A 25,523-nucleotide genomic window follows, 5' to 3' on the forward strand; every position below is an offset into this window, starting at 1 on the left:
AAACGGATCGCTCACGCACTGCGCTCGATGGCGCGCAGCGAGCGGTCGGTGATGGAACGGGCGCCCCGGCCGATGGCGACCATGCCCGACTGCACGAGTTCCTTGATGCCGAAGGGCTCCAGCACCCGGATCAGGGCTTCGAGCTTGTCCTTGCTACCAGTCGCCTCGATCGTCACCGCGTCCGGGGCCACGTCGACGACCCGGGCGCGGAAGAGCTCGACGGTCTCCAGCACCTGGGAACGGATCTCGTGATCGGCGCGGACCTTGATCAGGACGAGCTCGCGCTGGACCGATGCGCCCGGGTCGAGCTCGACGATCTTGATGACGTTGATCAGCTTGTTGAGCTGCTTGGTCACCTGTTCGAGGGGACGTTCCTCGACGTTGACGACGATGGTCATCCGGGAGATCTCCGGATGCTCGGTCGTGCCGACGGCCAGTGAGTCGATGTTGAAGCCGCGGCGGGAGAACAACGACGCCACGCGCGCCAGGATGCCCGGCGTGTTCTCCACCAGCACCGAAAGCGTGTGCCTGCTCATGAGCCCTCCTTCGTCGGGGGAGCGACCAGAAGCGCGTGTTCGCTGATTCGGTGGCTCATCTCATCCCCTCCCAGCCTGGAATGCTCAGTCATCGTTCCCCCAGTCCGGCGCCAGGTCTCGGGCGATCTTGATGTCGTCGTTGCTCGTGCCCGCGGCGACCATCGGCCAGACCATCGCGTCGTGGTGGACGATGAAGTCGATCACAACCGGCACGTCGTTGATCTCCATGGCCTTGTTGATCGTGGCGTCCACCTCGGCGGCGCTGTCGCAGCGCAACCCGACGCAGCCGTACGCCTCCGCCAACCTGACGAAGTCCGGGATCCGCCGGGACTGCAGGTCGGAGTTGGAGTATCGCTCGTTGTAGAACAGCGTCTGCCACTGCCGGATCATGCCGAGGTTACCGTTGTTGATCACGGCGACCTTGATCGGGATGCCCTCGATGGCGCAGGTGGCGAGCTCCTGGTTGGTCATCTGGAAGCAGCCGTCGCCGTCGATCGCCCAGACCGTGGTGTCCGGCCGGCCCTGCTTGACGCCCATCGCGGCCGGCACCGCGAAGCCCATGGTGCCCAGCCCGCCGGAGTTGATGAACGCGCCCGGCCGCTCGTAGCCGATGAACTGGGCGGTCCACATCTGGTGCTGGCCCACGCCCGCGACGTACAGGGCGTCCGGGCCGGCGATCTGCCCGATGCGCTGGATGACCTGCTGCGGTGCCAGCGACCCGTCGGCCGGCGTCTCGTAACCCAGCGGGTACGTCTCGCGCCACGCGCTGAGCTGGCGCCACCAGTCCTCGTGGTCGCCCTTGCGGCCGGCGGCGTGCTCGTTCCGCACCGCGGTGATCAGATCGGTGAGCACGTCGCGGCAGTCGCCGACGATGGGCACGTCGGCGTGGCGGTTCTTGGAGATCTCCGCCGGGTCGATGTCGGCGTGCACGACCTTCGCGTCGGGGGCGAAGGTGTCGATCCGGCCGGTCACCCGGTCATCGAATCGCGCGCCCAACGCGACGAGCAGGTCGGACTGCTGCAGGGCCCCGACCGCGCCGACGCTGCCGTGCATGCCCGGCATGCCCATGTGCAGCGGATGGCTGTCGGGCAGGGCGCCCTTGGCCATCAGGGTCGTGACGACCGGGGCACCGGTCAGCTCGGCGAGAGTGCGCAACTCGTCGGCGGCCCTGGCCTTGATCACACCGCCGCCGACGTACAGGACCGGGCGCTTCGCCGTGGTCAGCAGCCGGGCGGCCTCGCGGATCTGCTTGGCGTGCGGGCGGATCGCCGGACGGTAGCCCGGCAGCTGCATCGGCTGCGGCCAGACGAAGTCGACCTCCTTCTGCAGCGCGTCCTTGGCGATGTCGACCAGCACCGGGCCGGGCCGGCCGGTGGAGGCGATGTGGAACGCCTCGGCGATGGTGCGCCCGATGTCGGCGGGGTCGGTGACGAGGAAGTTGTGCTTGGTGATCGGCATCGTGATGCCGCCGATGTCGGCCTCCTGGAAGGCGTCCGTGCCGATCGCGCCGCTCGCCACCTGCCCGGTGATCGCCACGATCGGCACCGAGTCCATGTACGCGTCCGCGATCGGGGTGACGAGGTTGGTCGCGCCCGGACCGCTCGTCGCCATGCACACGCCGACCTTGCCGGTGGCCTGGGCGTATCCTTGCGCGGCGTGGCCTGCGCCCTGCTCGTGGCGGACAAGGACGTGGCGTACCTGCCGGGAGTCGAAGAGGGGGTCGTACGCCGGGAGGATCGCACCTCCCGGGATTCCGAACACAGTGTCGACACCGACCTGCTCCAGGGCTCTGACGAGCGCCTGGGCTCCGGTCATCCGTTCGGTCATCGCAAGTCCTTGTGCTCCTGAGGGCTCGGGCTCGGTGATCGCGTGCTGACGACGTGTCACGAGCCCAGGGGTCATGGCCAACAAAAAACCCCCCGCGCCGGGTGGCGATCGAGGGGAGCGCGCAAGCGGTCGAACTTGGTCAGCCTGCGCGCCGACCAAGTACGAGAATCAGATTGCGTTTCACGTTCCCAACCATGGCGAATTTGCCGCCCCACGTCAAATTAGTGGACGACAAGTCTCACCATACGAGACCGCCCGCCGTGATCGAGCGATCACGGCGGGCGGCGGGGCACTCAGGAGACGCGTTTGAGGACGACGTCGCCGGTCTTCACGAAGTAGACGCGGTGACCGAACTGGATCTCGTAGTACTTCAGCTTGCCGCGCACGATGGCGTGCGTGGACACGTCGAAGGTCGTGGAGTAGTCGTACTCCCCGCGCACCGTGTCGGCCACGGCGTAGCGCTGGCCGGCGGCGAAGGTGTACTGCATCGGCACCAGGCTCTGCGCCGGGATGTTCGCCGGATACGCCTCCGCCTCCGGGTAGGCGCGCCCGTAGATCGGCACCGACGCGGCGCCCGGCTTGGGCGTGACGACGAAGCCGTGGGCCCCGACGGCGGTCGGCTGCTTCTTCGGGTTGTGGAACCACGCCTTCTGGCCCAGGTACCAGATCGCCGTCCAGTCGCCCTGACGGCCCGCCACGGCGTAGGTCTGGCCGGTCGCGGCGCGTGCGCTGTGGTCGTACACGCTCATCGTCGCGTCCCCGTTCGGCGGGTGCTTGCCGATGTCCTTCACGAGCGGCGCGTCGTCGCTGGGCGCGGTGCGGAGCATGATCGATCCGCCGCCGTGCGCCGGGCACGGGGCGCTCGGCGCGCTCGCGTCGCAGCCGGTGTACGGCACGACGTTCTTGTCATAGTCCGGCAGGATCGTGACCATGCCCGAGCGCGGCCCCGCGGTGGCGTGGAGCGGGTGGCCCAGCAGCCTGAAGTAGTGCGCCCAGTCCCAGTACGGCCCCGGGTCCTCGTGCATGCCCTGCACGTTGGCGGGCGTGATGCCGGGGACGTTGTCGTGGCCGAGGATGTGCGCCCGGTCGACCGGGATGTCGTACTTCCTGGTCAGGTACCGGACCAGCGCCGCGGAGCTGCGGTACATCGCCTCGGTGTACCAGCTGCCGCCCTGGGCGAGGAAGCCCTCGTGCTCGATGCCGATCGAGCGGGCGTTGATGTCCCAGTTGCCCGCGTGCCAGCCGACGTCCTTGTTCTTGACGTGCTGGGCGATGTGCCCGTCGTCGGACCGTACGGTGTAGTGCCACGCGAGGTACGTCGGGTCCTGGGCGAGCTTGAGCGTGGTCGCCCAGGAGCCCTCGGTGTCGTGGATGACGATGTAGCGGATCCGCTGGCTCTTGGGCCGGTCGCCCAGGTCGTGGTTGCCGTAGCTCGTGGGGTCGCTCGGGTCGAGTTGCTGGTACGGCGCCGGCACCCACTCACAGCCGAGGCCGGGCGGGCACTCGGTCTCCGGGGCGTTGGCACCCGCCCCGGCGGGCTTGATCCCGGGCGTGGCGGCGAGCGTGACCCGCTGGCCGTCGTCGGTCGTACGGGACTCGCCGGTGCGCATCACGTCGTAGACCTGGCCCGCGAACCAGGCCGTGCCGCCGTAGCGGACCGTCGCCTGGTACCAGGCGGCGGGGTCGGCGCTGAGCGGCTTGCCGAGGTCGTGCTGGTAGCGGGCGAGCAGGGCGGCGCCGCCGCGGATGTTGGCGGTGGGGTCGGTGCGCAGGGTGTTCGCGCCGGCCCCGGTCAGCCCGGCGGCCTGCTGGAGGGTCTGCCCGTCCGGGCTCGCGGCGGAGGCGGCGGTCGCCTTCGGGCGCAGCGCCGGGCGGGCGGTGTCGCCACGGGGGTCCTCGCCGCCGCCGGAGAAGTGCTCTCCGGCGGAGGTCAGGGTGCCGTCGGTCAGGTGCATGGGGCCATAGCCGGCGCCGACGCTCGGCCGGCCCTGGTTGGCGTCCCACCGCGACTCCAGGTAGGAGACGGCGAGCAGCAGTTTCTCGGGAACGTGGTAGGCCTTCGCCGCGTCGGCGAAGGCCTGTTGCCGGGGGGTGGGGACCGGACTGGATTGCTGGGCGGCGTAAGCCTGTCCGGTGGTCAGACCGGCCAGGGCCACGATCGCCGCGACGAGGGTACGTCGTCGCACGGGCATCGGCAGCCTCCGTACTGGGGGACGCGGTCAGAGTGCCGAAGCCGCGGGGTGGCGTCAATGACTTTCGATCATTCGAGACACCACAGAGATTTTCTACCTCGACGCGCCGGGCCGTACGGGCGGCGTCGCCCGTGCGACCCGGGTCACCGGTTCACAGGTGAGGTCCGGTCAGCTGGCGGAGATCACCGAACCGTGGAGCGGGATGGACGCCTCGCCGCGCGGGTTCAGCTGGACGAGCGCCTCGATGCCCCCCGGCGCCATCGGCCGGGACACGAGATAGCCCTGGCCCCGGGGGCAGCCCATCTCACGGAGGAGCTCGAGCTGCTCGGGCCGTTCGACGCCCTCGGCCACGACCGTGAGGCCGAGGTCCCGGCCGACCCGGGCGATGGTGCGGGTCAGCAGCGTGAGGGTCTCGTCGCGGCCGAGCCCGGAGACGAACGACGGGTCGATCTTGATGACGTCGACCGGGAGCTGCCGCAGGAAGGCGAGGGAGGCGTAGCCGGTGCCGAAGTCGTCGATGGCCAGCCGCACGCCGAGGTCGCGCAGTGCCGACAGCCGCTCGATGAGCTCATCGGAGCCGTCGACCAGCACCTCCTCCTTGACCTCCAGGGTCAGCGCCCCGGGCGGCAGGCCGCTGTCGGCGAGCGCGGCCGCGACCGAGTCGACGAAGTGCGCCGCCGCGATCTCGCGCGGCCGCAGGTTGATCGACAGGCCGATCTCCCAGCCGTTCTCGCGCCACTGGGCCACCTGGGCGCACGCCTCGCGCAGCACCCAGTTGCCGAGCGGCACCATGAGGCCGGACTCCTCGGCGGTGCCGATGAACTCCTCGGGAGGCACGGAGACGCCGTCGCGCCACCAGCGGACCAGGGCCTCGACCCCGGTGACCCGCGAGGTGGCCAGCTCGACCACGGGCTGGAACTCCACGGCGAACTGCTGCTCGGTGAGCGCGCGCTGCAGGTCGCTGCCGAGTTCGAGCCGGCGCATGACGTCGGCGTGCATCTTGGCGGCGAAGACCTCGACCCGGCCGCCGCCGAGGTCCTTCGCCCGCGACAGCGCGATGTCGGCGTTGCGGATCAGCTCGGCGCCCTCGATGCAGTCCTCGGTGAAGGCGATGCCGACGCTGGCGGTGAGCACGATGGCGCGGTCGGCGACGCGGTACGGCTCGCCGGCCAGGGCCCGCAGGAGACGCTCGCCGAGGTCGACCACGGTCTGCACCTCGGTCGCGCTCTCCATGAGCACGGCGAACTCGTCACCGCCCCAGCGCGCGACCGTGTCGTCGGCGAGCACACCCGCGCGGAGCCGGCGCGCCGCCTGGGCGAGGAGCTGGTCGCCCCCGGCGTGGCCGATGGAGTCGTTGACGGCGGTGAACCCGTCGAGGTCGACGAAGACGACCGCGACCGGCCCCTGGCTGCGCCCGACCTTCTCGCGGGCGCGTTCTTCGAGGTAGGCGCGGTTGGGCAGGCCGGTCAGCCCGTCGTGGAAGGTCAGGTGGGCGACCTGGCGCTCCAGCGCCACCTGTTCGCTGAAGTCACGGGTGGTGACCAGGAGCTGGTCGGTGCCGTCGCCGGAGCGGCCGTACCGGGAGATGGTCGACTCGGTGGGCAGCCATGTGCCGTCGGTGGCCCGTACGCGGCAGGCGATGCGCGCGACGTCGCGGTCGCAGTCGGCGTCGAGGAAGGCCGTCACCGCGTCCACGACGCGCGGCAGGTCCTCGGGGTGGACGACGTCGTACACGGGGCGGCCGAGGAGGTCCTCGGCGGCGTAGTGGTACGAGCGGCGTGGGCCGGCGCTGACGTACTGCACGACACCGTCGAGCCCGCAGATGAGCACGACGTCGTTGATGCTCTCGGCGAGTGCGCGGAAGTGCTTCTCGCCGCTCGCGGCGGCGTGGCCCAGGCGGTCGTTCTCGCGGACGAGCTCGGCGAGCCGGGCGAGCAGGACCAGCACCGCCGTGCCCGCGACGATCGGCACGATCGGCCGCAGCCCGCGGGCGCCCGTGAGCGTGTGGCCGGCCACGAAGATCGCCGCCGCGGCGGCGGTGGCGGCGGGCGCGAGGCCCGGGCCGACCAGCGGCCGGCGTATGTCCTCGGCCGGCCGCCCGCCGCGCCCGATCCAGGGCACGGCGGCCAGGAGCAGGAGTCCGGCCGTGCGGACCACGTCGGCCGGGATGCCGTGGGTGGCGTCGTCGCCCAGCCGGAGCACGGCGTACACCACGTCGGCCGCGGACACCACGAGCAGCGCGCCGTAGGCGAGCGCGGCGGGCCGGTGGTTCGCGCGCACGGCGACGAGGGCCATCGGGAACAGCGCGCAGACCAGGGCGGCGTCCAGCACCGGGTAGCGCAGCTCGATGAGGTACTGGCCCCAGCCCTCTCCGGAGTCGTGGTAGAGCCGGTCGAAGATCGCGACCCAGCCGACCACGAACAGGGCGCAGGCGCAGACGTAGGTGTCGGCCAGGTAGCGCAGCCAGGGACGCGGGCTGCGCGGCAGGCGTACCGGCGCGAGGAAGCCCGCGGTGATGGCGATCGGCGCGACCAGCAGGAACAGGTCGGCCGGCGAGACCGTCACCACGGCGCGGCTGATCACGAGGCGGGAGACGGCGTTCACGGTGGCGCCGGCGCACCAGGCCAGCGCGGCCACGCCGAACCACCGCCACATGTCCCGGTCGATCTTGCCGACGGCCGTCTGGGGCGCGCGCACGGCGGCGTACATGAGCGACGACGACGCGATGGCCGCGGCCCAGGCGGAGAGCCATGCTCCGGACAGCCCGCCGCCCCAGCCCAGCCCGAGCGCGAGGGCGTAGATCAAGGCGAGCGCCGCGAGCACTCCGAACGGCCGCACCGGCGCCGGTACGTGCCAGCGCCGCCGCTCCGCTCCCTCCCCGGTCATCTCACTTGCTCCCCGCGACTGATCATGAGCCGTCCCGCTCTGGAAACGCCTCGCAGGGCGCACATGACTCCCGGATTCTCCACCGAACCCGGGCGGCTCTCCGGCGGTCTCGCCGCCGGTCTGTCAAGTGCCTTGTCATCCTTGCGAGGCGGTGTCCCGCCCGCGCGGGACACCGGGTTTTGAGTTGCGAACCCCGCGAATCAAGGCCGGGGTCTTCCGGCATGGTCCGCGCGGTGGTCGGGCTGGTCAGCTTCGCGGCTCAATCTACGGGCCGTATGTCACGGAGCGATTGAGGCCGGGCGTCCAGCAGGCGACAGGTAACCACGGTGAGTAACCGCAACCCTGACCTTTTGGGCGTTTTGTCGGGAATAGCCGCCGATCAGGGAAAGTAGCGGCCTGTAATCGACCCTCGGCGGGCAAAGGACCGCCGGGCAGTGTTTACCCGATCAGTAGTCGCCCTTAATGACATTGATCAGAGGCTCGCCCGTGACGAACCGCCTGACCTGGTCACGAACGAGAGCGACGATCCGCCGGCGCGACGCCGGGGTGGAACCACCGACGTGCGGGGTGATGAACACGCCGGGCGCGGTCCAGAGCGGATGGCCGGCCGGCAGCGGCTCGGGGTCGGTCACGTCGAGTACGGCGCGGAGCCGGCCTGCGGTCACCTCGGTCAGCAGCGCCTCGGTGTCCACGACGATGCCGCGCGCGGCATTGACCAGCAGCGCATTGTCCTTCATGCAGGCCAGGAACGTTTTGTCGACCAGCCCGGTGGTCTCGGCGGTCGAGGGCACGATGAGAACGACGACGTCGGCCTCGGGCAGGAGTCCGGGCAGCGCGCTCACAGGGTGTACGCCATCGCGGGCGGTGCGGGCGACCCGGATGACGTGAGCTTCGAACGGGGTGAGGCGCCGCTCGATCGCCGCGCCCACCGAGCCGTACCCGACGATCATCACGGTGCGGTCTGTCAAGGCGTCTGTCATGTGCCAGTCCCAGCGCCCCTCACGCTGGGCGTCGCGGAAGCCGGGGAACTCCCGCTGGGCCGCGATGATGCCGCCGACCACCCACTCGGCCGTGCTCGCGTCGTGCACGCCGCGCGCGTTGCACAGGACGACACCCTCGGGCACGAGCGGCAGGAACGTGTCGACTCCCGCCACCTGCAACTGGATGACCTGCAGGTTCGACATCTCGGCGACGATCTCGCGGCTGCGCGGAGTCGCGACGAACGGCGGGACGTAGAGGTCGACCTCGGCCGGGTCGCCGGGGCGCTCGTCTGTGCGGCCGTCGTAGATCCGCACGCTCACGTCCTCGACGCCCTCGATGCCCGCGACGCCTTCGACGGCGTCGGCGAGCTCCCGGTCCGGCACCCAGATTCTCACTGACCCTCCCCTCCGGTGGAAAAGATCGTACGACCAGTGCTTCCGGGCTGTGACGCCGAGGTGTGACGATGGGGCATGGAGGGGTACGGAACGCCCGTTCTCGCCACCGCGGAGGGCGACCACGGAGAGTCAGCACGGGCCGGACGAGTTCGTTCTGTATTGAGATGGGAACTTGACCAAAGTGCGGCTTAACACATTCGTCATCGCGGGTGCACTGGTGCTCGCCGGCTGCTCGTCCGGTGGATCGCCGCGTGCGGGCGGCACCACGCCACCGCCCGCCGGCTCGCCGCCGGCCTCGCCCGCGGCCTCCGTGGCGCGGCTCGGGACGCCGCGCGACCTGGTGACGGGGCTGTCGGTCCCGTGGGCGATCGCGTTCCTGCCCGGCGGCGACGCCCTGGTGACCGAGCGGGACACCGCCCGCCTCCTGCGCGTCACCCCCAAGGGGAAGCTCAGTACGGTCGGAACCGTCCCGGGCGTGTCGCCTGCCGGCGAGGGCGGCCTGCTCGGCGTGGCGGTCTCCCCGTCGTACGCCAGGGACCACTGGGTGTTCGTCTACTACAGCGCCTCCTCCGACAACCGGATCGCCCGCTTCCAGTACCGCGAAGGCCAGGGCATCGGCGGCGTGCAGACGCTCGTGAAGGGCATTCCGCGCGGCCAGATCCACAACGGCGGCCGCCTCGCGTTCGGCCCCGACCACTTCCTCTACGCCTCGACCGGCGAGACCGGGCGCGGCGGGCTGGCGCAGGACCGGTCCTCGCTCGGCGGCAAGATCCTGCGGATGACGCTCGACGGCAGGCCCGCGCCCGGCAACCCGTACGGCACGCTCGTCTACTCCTACGGGCACCGGAACGTGCAGGGCCTCGCGTGGGACTCGCGGGGCCGGATGTTCGCCACGGAGTTCGGCCAGGACCGCTTCGATGAGATCAACCGCATCCTGCCCGGGCACAACTACGGCTGGCCCGTGGTCGAGGGGTTCGGCGGCGACCGGAAGCGGTACACACCGCCGCTGCTGACGTGGCGGACCTCCGAGGCGTCTCCGTCGGGGCTGGCCTACGACCACGGGTCGCTGTGGGCGGGCGCGCTGGCCGGACGGCGGCTGTGGCAGGTACCGGTCAACGCGAACGGGACGGTCGGCAGGCCGGTGCCGCACTTCGAGGGCCGGTACGGCCGCCTGCGGGCGGTCGTCACCGCCCCCGACGGCTCGCTGTGGGTCAGCACGAGCAACCGCGACGGGCGCGGCACCCCGGCCAAGGGCGATGACCGGATCCTGGTGGTTCCGGTGTCCTGATCGGGTCCTAGTGCAGCATCAAGCAACGTTCGCCCTGCGGCAGGGGTGGTCATGCGCTGGCGCGTTTTTGTCGTAGGTACATGGGACGGCACCAGCCGTCCCCGACTCCGGCGAGGGCGGACCGGGCCTGGGGTCACGGCGTCAGCAGGTGCGCGGACGTGCTGTGGGTGGCGAGCGCGATGGCGCCGAGCGCCTCGGCCCGATCGCCGAGGCGTCCGGTGGTGACGGTGACGCCCTGGCTGATCGCCGGAGGCAGCCGCTGGGCCAGCACGTCGCGGACGCCGTCCAGCAGGGTCCGGCCGACCGCCGCGACCTCGCCGCCGATGACCACCAGCCGGGGTTCGAGCATGGCGCAGATGCCGGCCAGCGCGCGGCCGAGCATGTGGCCGGCGTCGGCGACGACCCGCCGCGCCCCGGGGTCGTCGGCCGCGAGCAGCGCCACCACGTCGGCGATGGTCGTCTCCGGCCCACGGGTGTGCGCGAAGGCCGAGGTCAGTCCGCGGGCTCCGATGACCGTCTCGAGGCAGCCCCGGTTCCCGCATCGGCAGACGTACCCGCCGTCGATCACGGAGATGTGCCCCAGCTCACCGGCCGACCCGGTGGCCCCCTCGTACGGGCGGCCGTTCAGGATCAGTCCGGCGCCGACGCCGTCCGACAGCATCACGTAGATGAGATCGTCGGCGCCCCGGGCCGCGCCGAAGGTCCATTCGGCCAGCGCGCCGAGGTTCGCATCGTTGCCGACGTGGACCGGCACCCCGATGCGCTCGCGCAGGCGTGCGGCGATGTCGACGCCGCTCCAGTCGGCCAGCACCGACGGGGTCCGCAGCGTGTGGGACCGCGACTGCATCGGGGCCGACACCGCGACGCCCATGCCAAAGACCCGGCCGGCGTCGCGGCCCGCCGCCGCGACCAGGTCGAGCGCGGTGTCGGCGACGTAGGCCAGCGCGTCGTCCGGGAGGTGGTCGACGTCGAGCGCCCGGTACCGCTCGCCGAGCACGCCTCCGGACAGGTCGGTGAAGAGCACACGGATGCCGGCGTGGCGGAGATGGACGCCGAGCACGCCGCCGCCGTCCGGGTTCAGGGTGAGCGGGGTGGCAGGGCGGCCACCGCTGGTCGAGGTGCGGCGTCCGGCGTCGCCGGGGGACTCGGTCAGCACCCCCTCGGCGAGGAGTTCGGCGACGAGACTCGAGACCGTGGTCCGCGACAGGCCCGTGGCGCGGGCGATGCCGACCCTGCTGATCCGGCCGCGCCGTTGCACGGTCTCCAGCACCAGGAGGCGGTTCCGCGACCGCAACGACGCGAGCGACCCAGGAGCATCCGACACGGGACGGATAGTAACGGTTCGTCCGAGATTCGTATTAATTATGGCCGTTTTTGGCCTTTGTTACTCCTTGATGCTTATAAACCGGCTTCTCTAAAGTCCGCCAGTGTCAGCGGCCTGAGCGGGTACCGGCCACGGCAACTAGGTGCGTCCTGGGAGATTCCTTGTACAGAAAACCGTTCGCGCTGATCGCGGCGGGAGCAGCACTGTGCTGCGCCGCAGCGACCGGCATGCCCAGCGCGTCGGCGCAGGAGGCGGCGCCGACAAACGCGATCTACCTCAACCCGGCCTACTCGTCGGCCGAGCGCGCTGCGGACCTCGTCGGCCGCCTCACGCTCACCGAGAAGGCCCAGCAGATGAACAGCAACATCGCGCCGGCGATCCCCCGGCTCGGTGTCGCGCAGTGGGGCTGGTGGAACGAGGCATCGCACGGTGTCGCCGCGATCACTACCAGCACGTCGAATCCGCCGCCCGCCACGAACACGACGTCCTACCCGGTCGACCTGGCGATGGGCAGCACCTGGAACCCCGACCTGGTTCACAAGGTCGCGAGCGCCATCGGCGACGAGGCCCGCGAGGTGATGCCGAACAACACGGAGAACCTCGACTTCTACTCCCCCACCGTCAACCTCGGCCGCGACCCGCGCTGGGGCCGTAATGACGAGACCTGGAGCGAGGACCCGACGCTGACCGCCGCACTCGCCGGCCAGTACGTCAACGGCCTGCAGGGCCAGGACGAGAACGGAAAGCTGCCCGCGTCGGCGAACGGCTACCTCAAGGCGGTGGCCACGCTCAAGCACTTCGCCGCCAACAACAGCGAGTACAACCGCCGCACCGGCACCTCCGACATGGACCAGCGGACGCTGCGGGAGTACTACACGGCGCAGTTCCGCGACATCATCGAGAGCTCCCACCCTGGCTCGATCATGAGCTCGTACAACCGGGTCAACGGCGTCCCCGCCGCCGCGAGCGTCCAACTGATGGACACGCTGGCCCGGCAGACGTGGGGCTTCGGCGGGTACTTCACCTCCGACTGCGACGCGGTGTACGAGATCCAGGGCGGCCACCACTGGCAGCCGCCGGGCGCCTCCGCTCCGCTCGACCAGTACGGCCGGACGGCCTACGCCATCACCGCCGGTGAGGACCTGGACTGCAACGGCGGCTACCATGACGCGTCCAACTACGGGAACACCGTCCCCGACGCGGTCGCCAAGCACATCACCACCCAGACCGGTGTCTTCAACGAGAACGACGTCGATGTCGCCCTCGTCCGGCTCTTCACCGCACGGATCCAGACCGGCGAGTTCGACCAGGAGGACCAGGTGCCGTGGGTGCGCGACGCCCGCGCCCGCCTGGGCGGGACCGCCTGGGTCAACTCCGACGACAACAAGGCCGTCACCCAGACCCCGGAGCGGATCGCGCTCGCGCAGCAGGCCGCCGAGCAGAGCCTCGTGCTGCTGAAGAACGCCCCGGCCGCCGGCGCCAAAGACGACCTGCTGCCGCTGAAGGTGCCCGCCCAGGGCTCCTACAAGGTCGCGGTCATGGGCGCCTACGCCAACCAGTCCCCGCTCTTCCTCGGCGGCTACGCCACCTACGAGGGCCCCTCCGGGGCCGCCAAGCAGGTCAACCCCTACCAGGGCATCAAGGCCGCGATCCAGAAGATCAACCCGGACGCCACGGTCGACTATTACCCCGGCGTCACCGGCAGCACGCTCAACACCGTCGACTCCGTGTCCGTCGCGGCGGCCGACCAGTACGACGTGGTCATCGTCGTCGCGGGTACCAACTCCAGCAACTCCCGTGAGGACGTCGACCGCACCACGCTGGCGCTGCCCGGCGCGCAGGCGTCGCTGATCAGCCAGGTCGCGGCCCGCAACCCGCACACCGTCGCGTACATGGAGACCGTCGGTCAGGTCGACACGAACGGCTTCCAGTCGCAGGTGCCCGCGATGCTGTGGAGCTCCTACAACGGGCAGGAGCAGGGCGCCGCGCTCGCCGACGTGCTGCTCGGCAAGACCGACCCGAGCGGGCGGCTGCCGTTCACCTGGTACGCCGACCAGAACCAGATCCCCGCGATCGGCGACTACAACGTCCGGCCCACCTCCACTACCCACGGCCGCACCTACATGTACTTCAACGGGGACGTCACGTACCCGTTCGGGTACGGCCTGAGCTACACGCCGTTCTCCTACTCGGCCCTGAACGTCAAGAAGAAGGTGGACGCGAACGGCACGGTCCAGGCGACCGTGAAGGTCACCAACAAGGGTGACGCGCGGGGCTCCACGGTGCCGCAGCTGTACGTGAGCACGCCGTTCGAGCCGGTGAGCAAGGAGCGCCCGGCCCAGCGGCTGGAGGCGTTCGACAAGGTCACCGTGGACCCGCACCGGAGCAAGACGGTCCGCTTGACCTTCCCGGCGTCCAAGCTCGCGTTCTTCGACGAGTCGTCGAACCGCTACGTGGTCGATCCGGGCACGTACGAGCTCCGGGTCGGCAGCAGCAGCGGGGACGTCGCGGCAAAGGCCGACGTCCGGGTCGACGGCACGCTGAAGCCGTCGCCGGCGGTCGTCACCGCCAAGCCGGCCCAGGCCGGGGACGCCGCCCAGGGCATCGTCCAGCGGGTGACCTTCGACAAGGGCACCACGATCGACCCGCAGCTCACGGTGTCGATGAAGGACGAGAGCAGCTACGGCTACGTCACCAAGGGCCAGAGCACGCCGCTGCCCGCAGGGGTGCATGTGTCCTACCGCAGTGACAACCCGAAGGTCGTCAGGATCGTGGGCGACCGCGTCATCCGCACCGTCGGATCCGGCGTGGCGACCGTGACCGCCACCGTCCACTCCAACGGGGGATCCGCCTCGACGACCTTCGTCGTCCGGGTTCCCTGACAGTAGAGATCGCTGAATCGAGTAGGCGGGTCGGGTGTCCCGACCCGCCTCTCACACCACCGGACATGTTCGCCACTGAGTTCGGCCAGGACCGCTTCGATGAGATCAACCGCGATGACAGGATCCTGGTGATTCCGGCGTCCTGAGCGGGTCCTAGGCTGTCGCAGATGGACGACCGTGAGGTGACCGAGCACGTCGAACGCCACCTGGGGCCCTTCCTCCGCGCGCATCCCCTGGAGAACGACTCCGGCCGCGACCTCGGTCTCGGCGTGTTCTTCTTCGAGTCGCCGTCGATGGTGAGCGTGGTCACCATCGGACTGCGCTCCCGGATGCTGCAGTCGCCGTTGCCGCTCGAACTGGCCTGCTCCGTACGGCCGGGGCAGGAGGAGCATGCCGAGCGGCTCGTGGAGCGGTTCGCCCGGCTGTCGGTGCTCGGCGACGTCGAACTGGAGTACGACGACGGGTTGCTCGTCGAGGAGCCGCTGGTGCCGGACACGGAGATCCGCGGCCTGCTCGCGGCGCCGCACCCGTACGCGGACGAGATGTTCAACCTGGTCCGCGACGCGGACGGGACGCTGAGCCTGCAGTTCGTCACGCTGGTGCCGATCACCGGGCCGGAGGGCGCGTACCTGGGGGATCACGAGACCGGCGAGCTGTTCGAGCTGTGGGAGTCGGCCGGCACCGATCTGCTGGACCTGCGGCGTCCGTCCGCCGTCTGACCTTTCCGCGTGACCGTCCGGTCACCGAACGGGATGGCGCCGCGCCTCTTCTGCCCCTATCGTCAGTCCAATGTCAGAAGATCAGCGGCATGTGCGGATAGCGCTGTTCTTGCGGCGAATCCTGAGCGCGGACGCCATGCGCCGGGCGGTCGCCGGCCCCGGTGAGGGTTTCACCGCCCGCGACTGGGCCGTCGTCCTCCAGCGCGTGCGCAAGGAGGCCAAGGAGGACAACGTCGGGCTGATCGCGGCCGGCGTCGCCTTCTGGGCGATCCTGTCGATCGTGCCGCTGCTCATCGGGGTGATGGCGGTGGCATCGCTGGTCGCCGGGCCGGCCTGGGTGCGCTCGCAGCTCGACCCGCTCGCCGGGATCCTGCCCCCTCCCGTCGCGCGATCCCTGACCGGCCAGCTGTCCGACGCGGTCGCGGCGATGAGCGGCCAGGGCCGGACGGTGGGTCTGATCATCGGCCTGCTCGGCGTGCTGTGGACCTGCTCCCGCGGCTTCGGCGCGCTCATCAACGGGCTGCACGTCGTGATCGACGCGGAGGACACGCGGAACGTGATCCGCAAGCGCGCGACGGCGTTCGGCCTGACGGCCGGGGCGCTGGCGACCGTGCTGGGAGCGCTGTGGCTGGTCGCCTCGGTGCCACGGCTCGGGCTGCGGGACGCCGACGTGATCATGGGCTTCGCCATCCGCTGCCTGCTGCTGGCCGTCCTGGCGGTGATCGGCCTGATCCTGCTGTACCGGTGGGGCACGGACCGCGCGAACGCCGACTGGCACGCGGTCCGCTGGGGCGCGGGCATCGCGATCACCGCCTGGGCCGTGATGTCGGCCGCCCTGGCGCTCTACACCGCCGACACGGGCGGGAGAAGCTCGACGTACGGGACCCTGGCGGGAGCGGCGGCCATCGCGACGTGGCTGTACATGTCGTGCTACATCATCCTGCTGGGCGCCGAGATCAACGTCGAGATCGAACGCCTCCTGGCCCACCGCGCCGCCTTCCGCGACGAACCACCGGAGCCCGACACTTCGGGCACCGCCCCGGTGGCGGAGCCCGCGGGGTGACAGACCCCGCGACGCGACGCGGTCCGCATCCCCGCGGACCGCATCGCGTCGGAGTGTTGTCAGCCGGTCAGTTTCTGGATGATCAGCTCGCGGGCGCGGCCCGCGTCAGCCTGGCCTCGGGTGGCCTTCATCACGGCGCCGACCAGGGCACCGGCCGCGGCCACCTTGCCGCCGCGGATCTTGTCCGCGACGTCGGGGTTGCCCGCGATGACCTCGTCGACGACGGCGGCCAGCTCGCCTTCGTCGCTGACGATCTTCAGTCCGCGCTCCTCGACGACCTCGTCCGGGGTGCCCTCGCCCGCGAGGACGCCGTCGAACACCTGGCGTGCCAGTTTGTCGTTCAGCGCGCCCTCGGCGACCAGCGCGCTCACGCGGACGACGTCGGCCGGGGTGACCGGTAGCTCGGTGAGCTCGACGCCCTGCTCGGTGGCGCGGCGGGACAGCTCGTTCATCCACCACTTGCGGGCCGCGGCGGCCTCCGCCCCCGCGCGTACGGTCTCCTCGATGAGGTCGAGCGCGCCCGCGTTGACGATGTCCTGCAGCTCCTTGTCGCTGAGGGACCACTCCTCGCGCACCCGCGCGCGGCGGGCGGCGGGCAGCTCGGGCCGGCCGCTCAGCAGCTCGTCCACCCACGCGCGGGGCGGGGCCATCGGCACCAGGTCCGGCTCGGGGAAGTAGCGGTAGTCCTGCGCCTCTTCCTTGCTGCGGCCGCTCGTCGTCGTGCCGGTGTCCTCGTGGAAGTGGCGCGTCTCCTGGACCACCCGCTCCCCCGCGTCGAGCACGCCCGCCTGCCGCTCGATCTCGTGGCGGACGGACCGCTCCACCGAGCGCAGGGAGTTGACGTTCTTGGTCTCCGAGCGGGTGCCCCAGACCGAGGAGCCGGTGGGCATGAGCGACACGTTGACGTCGCAGCGCATCGAGCCCTGCTCCATGCGCACGTCGGACACGCCCAGGGCGCGGACCAGCTCGCGCAGCTCGGTGGCGTACGCACGCGCGACGAGCGGCGCCTTGTCGCCGGTCGCGACGATCGGCTTGGTGACGATCTCCACGAGCGGGATGCCGGCGCGGTTGTAGTCGACCAGGGAGTAGTCGGCGCCCTGGATGCGTCCGGTGGCGCCACCGACGTGCAGCGACTTGCCGGTGTCCTCCTCCATGTGGACGCGCTCGATCTCGATGCGGTACGTCTCGCCGTCGACCTCGACGTCGAGGTGGCCGTCGACGCACAGCGGCTCGTCGTACTGCGAGATTTGGAAGTTTTTCGGCATGTCCGGATAGAAGTAGTTCTTCCGGGCGAACCGGCACCACTCCACGATCGAGCAGTTCAGCGCCAGACCGATCTTGATGATGCCCTCGATGGCGGCCTGGTTCGTCACCGGCAGGGCCCCCGGCAGCCCCAGGCAGACCGGGCAGACCTGGGTGTTCGGCGGGGCGCCGAACTCGGTGGGGCAGCCGCAGAACATCTTGCTCTTGGTGCCCAGCTCGATGTGGGTCTCGATGCCCAGCACGGGTTCGTACCGGGTCAGCGCCTCGTCGTACGGCACCAGCGTGGTGGTCACTTCACAGCCTCCGTGAGGTCAGGGGCCTGCGCCAGCAGCGGGCCGCCCCAGCGATCCTGCAGGGCCTTCTCGACGGCGGCGGCGACGCGGTAGGTGCGGTCGTCGGCCAGCACGGGGGCCATCACCTGCAGGCCGACCGGCAGGCGGTCCTCGTCGGCCAGGCCGCAGGGCACCGAGATCGCGGCGTTGCCGGCGAGGTTCGACGGGATCGTGCACAGGTCGGCGAGGTACATCGCCATCGGGTCGTCGGCCCGCTCGCCGATCGGGAACGCGGTCGTCGGCGTGGTCGGCGACACCAGCACGTCCACCTGCTCGAACGCGGCGTCGAAGTCGCGGGCGATGAGGGTGCGGACCTGCTGGGCCTTGCCGTAGTAGGCGTCGTAGTAGCCGCTGGACAGGGCGTAGGTGCCGAGCATGACCCGGCGCTTGACCTCGGGTCCGAAGCCCTCGGCGCGGGTCAGCGCCATGACCTCCTCGGCCGAGCGGGTGCCGTCGTCGCCGACCCGCAGGCCGTAGCGCATCGCGTCGAACCGGGCCAGGTTGGACGAGCACTCCGACGGTGCGATCAGGTAGTAGGCGGGCAGCGCGTAGGTGAAGTGCGGGCAGGACACCTCGACGACCTTCGCGCCGAGCGACTCGAGCAGCTCCACCGCCTCGCGGAAGCGCGCCAGGACGCCCGGCTGGTAGCCCTCGCCGCCGAACTCCTTGACGACCCCGATCCGCAGGCCCTCGACGTCGGCGCGGCGCGCGGCCTCGACCACCGGCGGCACCGGGCGGTCGATCGAGGTGGAGTCCATCGGGTCGTGCCCGGAGAACGCCTCGTGCAGCAGCGCCGCGTCCAGCACCGTACGGGCCAGGGGCCCCGGGGTGTCGAGGGAGGAGGCAAACGCGATCACGCCGTACCGGGAGGAGCCGCCGTAGGTCGGCTTCATGCCGACCAGGCCGGTCACCGCGGCGGGCTGGCGGATCGAGCCGCCCGTGTCGGTGCCGGTGGCGAGCGGCGCCTCGTACGCGGCGACGGCCGCCGACGAGCCGCCGGACGAGCCGCCGGGGATCTTCGTCAGGTCCCACGGGTTGTGGGTCGGGCCGAACGCGCTGTTCTCCGTGGAGGAGCCCATCGCGAACTCGTCCATGTTGGTCTTGCCGAGGATGACCATGCCCGCCTCGCGCAGCCGCGCCGTGACGGTCGCGTCGTACGGCGGCTGCCAGCCCTCGAGGATCTTGGACGAGCAGGTGGTCGGCATGTCCTTGGTGGTGAAGACGTCCTTGTGCGCGATGGGCACGCCCGCGAGCGGGCCGAGCCGCTCACCGGCCGCCCGGCGGGCGTCGACCGCCCGCGCCTGCGCGAGGACGTTGTCCTCGTCGACGTGCAGGAACGCCTTGACGTCGCCGTCGACCGCCTTGATCCGGCCGAGGTGCTCTCGCGCGATCTCCTCCGCCGACGCCTCGCCCGAAGCGAAGATCTCCGCGACCTCTGCCGCGGTCTTCTTAATCACGCTCGTGCTCATTGGTCGCTCACCGGCTCCTCACTCGCTCCGCGGACGGCCTCGTACCTCACCCGTCCACTGCGCTCGCTGCGTCGGGTTCGCTCCATCACGCCTCCTCGTCGAGAATCCGCGGGACCTTGAAGCGCTGCTGCTCGGAGGCCGGGGCACCGGCGAGCGCCTGCTCGGGCGTGAGGCCCGGCCGTAGCTCGTCGGCGCGGAAGACGTTGGTCAGCGCCAGCGCGTGCGAGGTCGGCGGAATGTCCTCCGCCGCGACCTCCTGGACCCGCGCGACCGCGGAGATGATGTCGCCGAGCTGGGTGGCGAGATGTTCGAGTTCGTCTTCGCGGAGCGCCAGCCGGGACAGCCGGGCGAGGTGCGCGACATCGTCACGGGTGATGGCACCGCCGGAAGCTGCCTCCTCGGCGGAGCCCGTGGCGGCGTGCTCATCAGGCATAGGGAAACCGTTTCTGCGATCGATGGATTCGTTTCAATCCTAGAGGGCGTCGCCCCTTGGCACCGACCGGTTTACCCAGCACTGATCATCCGGGCACACGCAGGCTGCTAGCAGGCGGCCTCTTCGGGGGCGGCCAGCTCGTGTGAGCGCTCGCGCAGCCAGGCGGTGGCGTCGTCGGCCGTCATCGGCGGCCGGAAATGGTAGCCCTGGGCCGCGTCGCAGCCCATCTTGCGCAGGAGGTCCGCGGTCGCGGCGTCCTCGACGCCCTCGGCGACCGAACGGAGCCCGAGGGTGCGGACGAGGTCCACGATGGACTGCACGATCACCGCGTCGTCACCGGTGTCGCACAGGCGCCCCACGAACGAGGAGTCGATTTTGATCTCTTCCACCGGCAGGCTCCTCAGGCGTACGAGGGAGGAGTAGCCGGTGCCGAAGTCGTCCAGGCTCAGCGGGATGCCGAGCTCGGCGAGCGCGGCGACCGTGTCGGCGGCGTAGGCCGGCTCGGTCATCAGGATCCGCTCGGTGATCTCCAGCTGGAGCGCGTGCGGCGGCACGGCATGACGCATCAGCCCCGAGGCGATCGTCTCGGTGAGCGTGGCGTCGAGCAGGTCGCGCCCTGAGGCGTTGATGGCGACCTGGACCGGCAGCCCGGCCTGCCACCACTCGGCCACCTGCGCGAGGGCGGCCTCGACCACGAAGCCGGTGATGCCGCGCATGAGGTAGGTCTGCTCGGCGATCGGCAGGAACTGGTCGGGTGTCAGCAGGCCCTTGGTCGGGTGCCGCCACCGCAGCAGCGCCTCCATGCCGGCCGGGCGGTCGTCGTCGAGGAAGATCTTGGGCTGGTAGTGGAGCTCGAGCTCGCCGCGGTCGATGGCGCGGCGCAGCTCGCCCTGGCGGCCCAGGCGCTCGGGCGAGTTGCGGTCGCGGTCGGGTGAATAGATCTCCACCCCGGTGCGATTCTCCTTCGCCACGTACATCGCCACGTCGGCGCGCTGCATCAGGAGCTCGAAGTCGGGCGCGTGGTCGGGATGCAGGGCGATGCCGACGCTGCCGTCGAGGTCGAAGGAGTTGCCGTCGAGGCGCACCGGCTCGCCCAGCGCGGCCCGCAGCCGGGCCGCCACCTCGCGGGCGGCGCGCGCGTCGCGTACGGACGGCAGCAGCACCGCGAACTCGTCACCGCCGAGCCGCGCGACCAGGTCGCCGGGCCGGACGCTGTGGGTCAGCCGGTGCGCGACCAGCTGCAGGAGACGGTCGCCGGTGGGGTGCCCGAGCGTGTCGTTGACCTCTTTGAACCGGTCGAGGTCCAGCAGGAACAGGCCGACCCGCTGCTGCGGCTCCTCGTCGGCCCCCCGGCCCTGGACCGCCCGCCGCTCGGCCCGGTGGCGCGCCTCGGCGAGCGCCTGCTCGGTACGGACGATCAGCAGCTTGCGGTTGGGCAGGCCGGTCAGGGCGTCGTGCATGGCCTGGTATTCGCGGCTGAGCGACACCGAGGCGTTGAGGTAGACCGCGATGAACGGCAGCACGAACAGCGGCACGAACGCCGCCGACCGGCTCATCGCCACCGTCACCAGGGGCGCCAGCCCGAGCAGTGCGGCGTGCACGAGCAGCTGGAGCCCGAAGTTCCAGCGCATCGCCTTCAGCATCGAACCCCGCTCGTGGAACGCGATCGCCGCGTTGACCAGCCCGGAGTTGACGAGGAAGTACGCCGTGCCGGCGAGGGCCATCGGCAGCAGGTCGGCGCCGTCGGGGACCCACACGTGGCTCGGCGAGGCCGTGATCCCGAAGGCCAGCAGGGTCAGGCCGGCCGCGGTGAAGCTCAGGGTGTACTGGCCGACGTTGAAGACGGTGCGGTGCAGCGCACGGCGGCGCAGGGCGCCGGTGGCCGCGGCCGCGAGCGCCTGGAACACCAGGGCCGTGGGCAGGCCCGCGTACAGCATGGTCGCGAACGTGAACGTGGTCGAGATGGTGGCGCCGGTCGTCTCGGTGGAGCCCGGCGTGACGATCGGCTTCAGCTCGCCGAGGATGATCAGGCAGGCGAGGATCCAGAAAAGCGGGTTACGGACCAGCTCCTGGAGATCGACGGCGCGAAGGAAGGCGATCGAGGCGACGAGCGCCACGACGCCGGCCGAAGTGACACTGACGACGTAGATCCACAACGGCGACCCGCGCCGTGGGACCGTGTCTCGCGTGTTGTTCGGGTCCTTCATCACGTCCTCGAGGGGTTACACCAAACGCTCCGCTTTCACATCCGCGGTGGTGTTTGGACGGACACAGGTTGTGCTGAGGGGAGACTACGACGTTCGGGCAACTTCGCGAAACCGGTTGGGCACGTTCTGTTACGTCCGAAATCTAGGGGTCAACGATACGACAGTAATCGAACGATACCGTACGGTATGTTGTTGCAGGTCAGAAAGCGGGGAGCCCGCCGCCGTCACTCCTCGGCCGCGACCGCCGCCTCGCTGGCCGCATCCGGACCCTTCTCGAGCAGGACGCCGAAGCCCGTCTCATCCAGGAGTGGCACACCCAGTTTGACCGCTTTGTCGTATTTGGATCCTGGGCTGTCGCCGAACACCACGAACCCGGTCTTCTTCGACACCGAGCTCGACACCTTGCCGCCGAGGTTCTGCACGGCGGCGGTGGCGGAGTCGCGGCTGTAGCCCTCGAGCGAGCCGGTGATCACCACGCTGACCCCCTCGAGCGGCCGTGGTCCGGCGCTGCCCTCGTCCTCCATGCGGACCCCGGCCCGGCGCCACTTGTCCAGGATCTCGCGGTGCCACTCCTCCTCGAACCAGTCCTTCACCGAGGCCGCGATCGTCGGGCCGACGTCCTCGACCGCCGTCAGCTCCTCCTCGGAGGCCTCGATGATGCGGTCCATCGACCGGAACTCCCGCGCCAGGGCCTGCGCCGCCGTCGGCCCGACGTGGCGGATCGACAGCGCGACCAGGACCCGCCACAGCGGCTGCTCCTTGGCCTTCTCCAGCTCCTCGAAGAGCTTTTCCACCGTCTTCTTCGGCTCACCGGCCTTGGTGGCGAAGAAGGTGACGACCTTCTCCTCCCCCGTCTTCGGGTCGATCTTGGGCAGGCCGGTGCGCTGCTCGCGTACGACGGACTTGATCGGCAGGAGCTGCTCGACCGTCAGGTGGAACAGGTCGCCCTCGTTCTTGACCGGGGGATCATCGGGCTCCAGCGGCTGGGTGAGCGCGGTCGCGGCCACGTAGCCCAGCGCCTCGATGTCGAAGGCACCGCGCCCGGCGACGAAGTAGAGACGCTCGCGCAGCTGCGCGGGGCAGGCGCGGGCGTTCGGGCAGCGGATGTCGACGTCGCCCTCCTTCTGCGCCCGCAGCTCGGTGCCGCACTCGGGACAGTGCGTCGGCATCGAGAACTCGCGCTCGGTGCCGTCGCGCAGGTCGACCACGGGCCCGACGATCTCGGGGATGACGTCGCCGGCCTTGCGCAGCACGACCATGTCGCCGATCTTGACGCCTTTGCGCCGCACCTCGTCGGCGTTGTGCAGCGTGGCGTACGCGACGGTCGAGCCGGCCACCTTGATCGGCTCCATCACGCCGTACGGCGTCACCCGCCCGGTGCGGCCGACGCCGACCCGGATGTCGAGCAGCCGGGTGTTGACCTCCTGCGGGGGGTACTTGAAGGCGATCGCCCAGCGCGGCCACCGGCTCGTGGACCCGAGCCTCCGCTGGAGCGCGAGCTGGTCGACCTTGACCACCACGCCGTCGATCTCGTATGCGGGCTCGTGCCGGTGCTCGCCATAGTGCTCGATGTACTCGCGCACCTGGTCGAGGCCGTCGACCACCGTGTAGCGGTCGCTCACCGGCAGCCCGAACCCGCGCATCAGCTCGTACGACTCGGACTGGCTCCGCGGCTGCTTTCCGCCGGTCCACGTGCCGAAGCCGTGCACGATCATGTCGAGCGGACGCCGCGCGGTGACGCGCGGGTCCTTCTGCCGCAGCGAGCCGGCCGCGGCGTTGCGCGGGTTGGCGAACGGGGCCTTGCCCGCCTCGACCAGGCCCTCGTTGAGCTTTTCGAACGCCTCGACCGGCAGGTAGACCTCGCCGCGCACCTCGAGCAACTCGGGCACGTCGTCGCCGCTCAGCTGGGTCGGCACGCTGTCGATGGTGCGGATGTTGTTGGTGATGTCCTCGCCGGTGCGGCCGTCGCCCCGCGTGGCACCCCGCACCAGCCGGCCGTTCTCGTACGTCAGGTTGACCGCCAGCCCGTCGATCTTGAGCTCGCACAGGAAGGAGGCGACCGTGCCGACCTCCTTTTCCGCCCGCGTCACCCAGGCGCTCAGGTCGTCGGTGTTGAAGGCGTTGTCGAGGCTCTGCATCCGCTCGAGATGCTCGACGGTCTCGAAGTCGGTGGTGATCGGCGCCCCGACCTTCTGGGTCGGTGAATCGGGCGTGATCAGGTCGGGATGCTCGTCCTCCAGCGCGCGGATCTCCCGCATCAGGCGGTCGTAGTCCGCGTCGCTGATGGTCGGCGAGTCGAGGACGTAGTAACGGTAGTTGGCCTCGTCGAGCTCCTGGGTCAGCTCGCCGTGCCGCTGCCGGGCCTCGTCGGGTACGGATGTCGCCACGTCTGTCTCCCTGCCGTGCGGGTGCCGCTGAGAGATAGTCTCTCGCGTCGGACTGACAGTTTGACCTGCGGCTCGCCCGTCTTCCGGCCCGTTCGTCGGCGGATGCGGCTCAGGGCGCCGAGAGCACGCGGAAACCGCCGTCGACGGGGACACGAACGCCGGTCGTCGCCTCGAAGTCTCCGCCCACGACCGCGGCGATCACCTTCGCGACGTCCTCGGGTTCGAGCATGCGCCGCAGCACCGAACGCTCGGCCCGCGCCTTCTCCATCTCCGGCGTCGTCAGGTGCGCCGAGGCTTCGGTACGCACCGCGCCGGGCGCGACGACGTTCACCCCGATCCCGTACGGCCCGGCCTCCGCGGCGACGTGCCGGGCGAAGGTGTCGAGCGCCGCCTTGGCGGTGGCGTGTGCGATCGCACCGGGACGGGTGAGCTCGGCGCTGAGGCTGGAGACGTAGACGATCCGGCCGCTCCCCTGCCCCCGCATCGCCTCCAGGACCCGCTTGGTCAGGTGAAAGACGGCGGCCATCTCACCGTCCACCTTGCCGATGAAGGCCTCCCAGGTCATGGCGTCGAGCGGCGCGAACGGCGGGGCGATGTTGGCGTTGCAGACGAGCGCGTCGACGGTGTCACGGCTCCGGACGAGGGCGGCGACCTGCTCCGGATCACGGACGTCGGCCCGGGCGGGCTCCGCCGTTCCGCCCTCTCGCCTGATGTCCTCCACGACCTTCTCCGCGCTCACCGTGTCGCCGCGGTAGTTGACGACGACGTGAAAGCCGCGGCGGCCCAGCTCCCTGGCCGTGGCGGCACCGATCCCCCGGCCGGCGCCGGTGATGAGGGCGACTTTCGACACTTCTCCTCCTCGTGTGGTTCCTGGCGGGATTCACGGTAGGGAGAGGCGCTAACTCTCGGTAAGTACGTACCCTGAGGTAAGCTCCATACGTCAGGGACGGCTCGCAGGATGGAGCGGGTGGTGGCAGGGCGTGAGTGACATGTTTCACAGGGACTGCCCGGCGCGCATGGTGCTCGACCACGTCACCAGCCGGTGGGGCGTGCTGATCCTCACCGCCCTGCGCGAAGGCGACCTGCGCTTCTCCGAGTTGCGCCAGAAGATCGAGGGCATCAGCGAGAAGATGCTGTCCCAGACCCTGCGCATGCTGCTGCGGGACGGCCTGGTGTCCCGCACGGTCGAGCCCTGCACGCCGCCGAGGGTGACCTACGGCCTGACGACGCTGGGCAAGGGCATCACCGATCCCCTGGAGGCCCTGTCCGGCTGGATCCGCGACCACGCGCGGGACATCCTCGCTGCCCAGTCCTCCTTCGACACCGCGGACCGGTGACG

17 protein-coding genes are annotated in these 25,523 nt (G+C 70.5%); 5 read left to right on the top strand and 12 right to left on the bottom strand.

The annotated features are described in order from the left end of the window. Positions 1–11: 11 nt before the first annotated feature. The 5 genes from ilvN to ABEA10_RS22360 form a co-directional block, all read right to left on the bottom strand. Positions 12–536 carry an acetolactate synthase small subunit gene (gene ilvN / locus ABEA10_RS22340; RefSeq protein ID WP_345466844.1) on the bottom strand — a complete coding sequence of 175 codons (525 nt, stop codon included), beginning with the start codon at positions 534–536 and terminating at the stop codon, positions 12–14. Positions 537–620: 84 nt separating this feature from the next. Continuing rightward, positions 621–2,363: an acetolactate synthase large subunit gene (locus tag ABEA10_RS22345; protein ID WP_345466847.1), complete on the bottom strand. Its 1,743-nt coding sequence runs from the start codon at positions 2,361–2,363 to the stop codon at positions 621–623. Between the two features lie 293 nt (positions 2,364–2,656). Next, entirely contained in the window at positions 2,657–4,555 is a 1,899-nt protein-coding gene (locus ABEA10_RS22350; protein ID WP_345466849.1) for an N-acetylmuramoyl-L-alanine amidase, read from the bottom strand. 168 nt (positions 4,556–4,723) lie between these two features. Further along, positions 4,724–7,441 (bottom strand): putative bifunctional diguanylate cyclase/phosphodiesterase, encoded by a 2,718-nt coding sequence (locus ABEA10_RS22355; protein WP_345466851.1) that lies wholly within the window; start codon positions 7,439–7,441, stop codon positions 4,724–4,726. Between the two features lie 446 nt (positions 7,442–7,887). Next, the gene (locus ABEA10_RS22360; RefSeq protein ID WP_345466853.1) at positions 7,888–8,817 is read right to left on the bottom strand and encodes a 2-hydroxyacid dehydrogenase; all 930 of its coding nucleotides are present in this window, start codon (positions 8,815–8,817) and stop codon (positions 7,888–7,890) included. 181 nt (positions 8,818–8,998) lie between these two features. Here ABEA10_RS22360 and ABEA10_RS22365 point away from each other — a divergent pair, with 181 nt between their 5' ends. After that, a complete protein-coding gene (locus ABEA10_RS22365; protein WP_345466855.1) occupies positions 8,999–10,105 on the top strand; it encodes a PQQ-dependent sugar dehydrogenase in 1,107 nt (368 codons plus the stop codon). Positions 10,106–10,238: 133 nt separating this feature from the next. Here ABEA10_RS22365 and ABEA10_RS22370 read toward each other — a convergent pair whose 3' ends face one another. Beyond that, positions 10,239–11,429 (bottom strand): ROK family transcriptional regulator, encoded by a 1,191-nt coding sequence (locus tag ABEA10_RS22370; RefSeq protein ID WP_345466857.1) that lies wholly within the window; start codon positions 11,427–11,429, stop codon positions 10,239–10,241. A 161-nt stretch (positions 11,430–11,590) separates the two neighbouring features. Here ABEA10_RS22370 and ABEA10_RS22375 point away from each other — a divergent pair, with 161 nt between their 5' ends. The 3 genes from ABEA10_RS22375 (at position 11,591) to ABEA10_RS22385 (ending at position 16,093) form a co-directional block, all read left to right on the top strand. Further along, positions 11,591–14,311 carry a glycoside hydrolase family 3 C-terminal domain-containing protein gene (locus ABEA10_RS22375; RefSeq protein ID WP_345466859.1) on the top strand — a complete coding sequence of 907 codons (2,721 nt, stop codon included), beginning with the start codon at positions 11,591–11,593 and terminating at the stop codon, positions 14,309–14,311. A gap of 167 nt (positions 14,312–14,478) precedes the next feature. After that, on the top strand, positions 14,479–15,030 hold the full coding sequence (locus ABEA10_RS22380; RefSeq protein WP_345466861.1) for a suppressor of fused domain protein: 552 nt from the start codon (positions 14,479–14,481) through the stop codon (positions 15,028–15,030). 70 nt (positions 15,031–15,100) lie between these two features. Continuing rightward, positions 15,101–16,093 carry a YihY/virulence factor BrkB family protein gene (locus ABEA10_RS22385; protein WP_345466863.1) on the top strand — a complete coding sequence of 331 codons (993 nt, stop codon included), beginning with the start codon at positions 15,101–15,103 and terminating at the stop codon, positions 16,091–16,093. A 59-nt stretch (positions 16,094–16,152) separates the two neighbouring features. On the opposite strand, the gene gatB is transcribed toward ABEA10_RS22385, so the two are convergent. The 6 genes from gatB to ABEA10_RS22415 form a co-directional block, all read right to left on the bottom strand. After that, positions 16,153–17,649, bottom strand: coding sequence for an Asp-tRNA(Asn)/Glu-tRNA(Gln) amidotransferase subunit GatB (gene gatB / locus ABEA10_RS22390; RefSeq protein WP_345466865.1), 1,497 nt, complete (start codon positions 17,647–17,649; stop codon positions 16,153–16,155). Continuing rightward, positions 17,646–19,157 (bottom strand): Asp-tRNA(Asn)/Glu-tRNA(Gln) amidotransferase subunit GatA, encoded by a 1,512-nt coding sequence (gene gatA, locus ABEA10_RS22395; RefSeq protein ID WP_345466867.1) that lies wholly within the window; start codon positions 19,155–19,157, stop codon positions 17,646–17,648. Before gatA ends, gatB begins: the two co-directional genes overlap by 4 nt. A gap of 85 nt (positions 19,158–19,242) precedes the next feature. Next, positions 19,243–19,590, bottom strand: coding sequence for an Asp-tRNA(Asn)/Glu-tRNA(Gln) amidotransferase subunit GatC (gene gatC, locus ABEA10_RS22400; RefSeq protein ID WP_345466869.1), 348 nt, complete (start codon positions 19,588–19,590; stop codon positions 19,243–19,245). Positions 19,591–19,697: 107 nt separating this feature from the next. Beyond that, complete coding sequence (locus ABEA10_RS22405; RefSeq protein ID WP_345466871.1) at positions 19,698–21,797, bottom strand: putative bifunctional diguanylate cyclase/phosphodiesterase; 2,100 nt, start codon at positions 21,795–21,797, stop codon at positions 19,698–19,700. A gap of 224 nt (positions 21,798–22,021) precedes the next feature. Continuing rightward, a complete protein-coding gene (ligA, locus tag ABEA10_RS22410) occupies positions 22,022–24,184 on the bottom strand; it encodes an NAD-dependent DNA ligase LigA (protein ID WP_345466874.1) in 2,163 nt (720 codons plus the stop codon). Between the two features lie 109 nt (positions 24,185–24,293). Beyond that, positions 24,294–25,034, bottom strand: a complete 741-nt coding sequence (locus tag ABEA10_RS22415) for an SDR family oxidoreductase (RefSeq protein ID WP_345466877.1) — start codon at positions 25,032–25,034, stop codon at positions 24,294–24,296. 139 nt (positions 25,035–25,173) lie between these two features. On the opposite strand from ABEA10_RS22415, the gene ABEA10_RS22420 reads away from it, so the two are divergent. Then, positions 25,174–25,521, top strand: coding sequence for a winged helix-turn-helix transcriptional regulator (locus ABEA10_RS22420; protein ID WP_345467391.1), 348 nt, complete (start codon positions 25,174–25,176; stop codon positions 25,519–25,521). Positions 25,522–25,523 lie beyond the last annotated feature (2 nt).

This window comes from Actinoallomurus oryzae (assembly GCF_039541955.1).
Lineage (GTDB): Bacteria > Actinomycetota > Actinomycetes > Streptosporangiales > Streptosporangiaceae > Actinoallomurus > Actinoallomurus oryzae.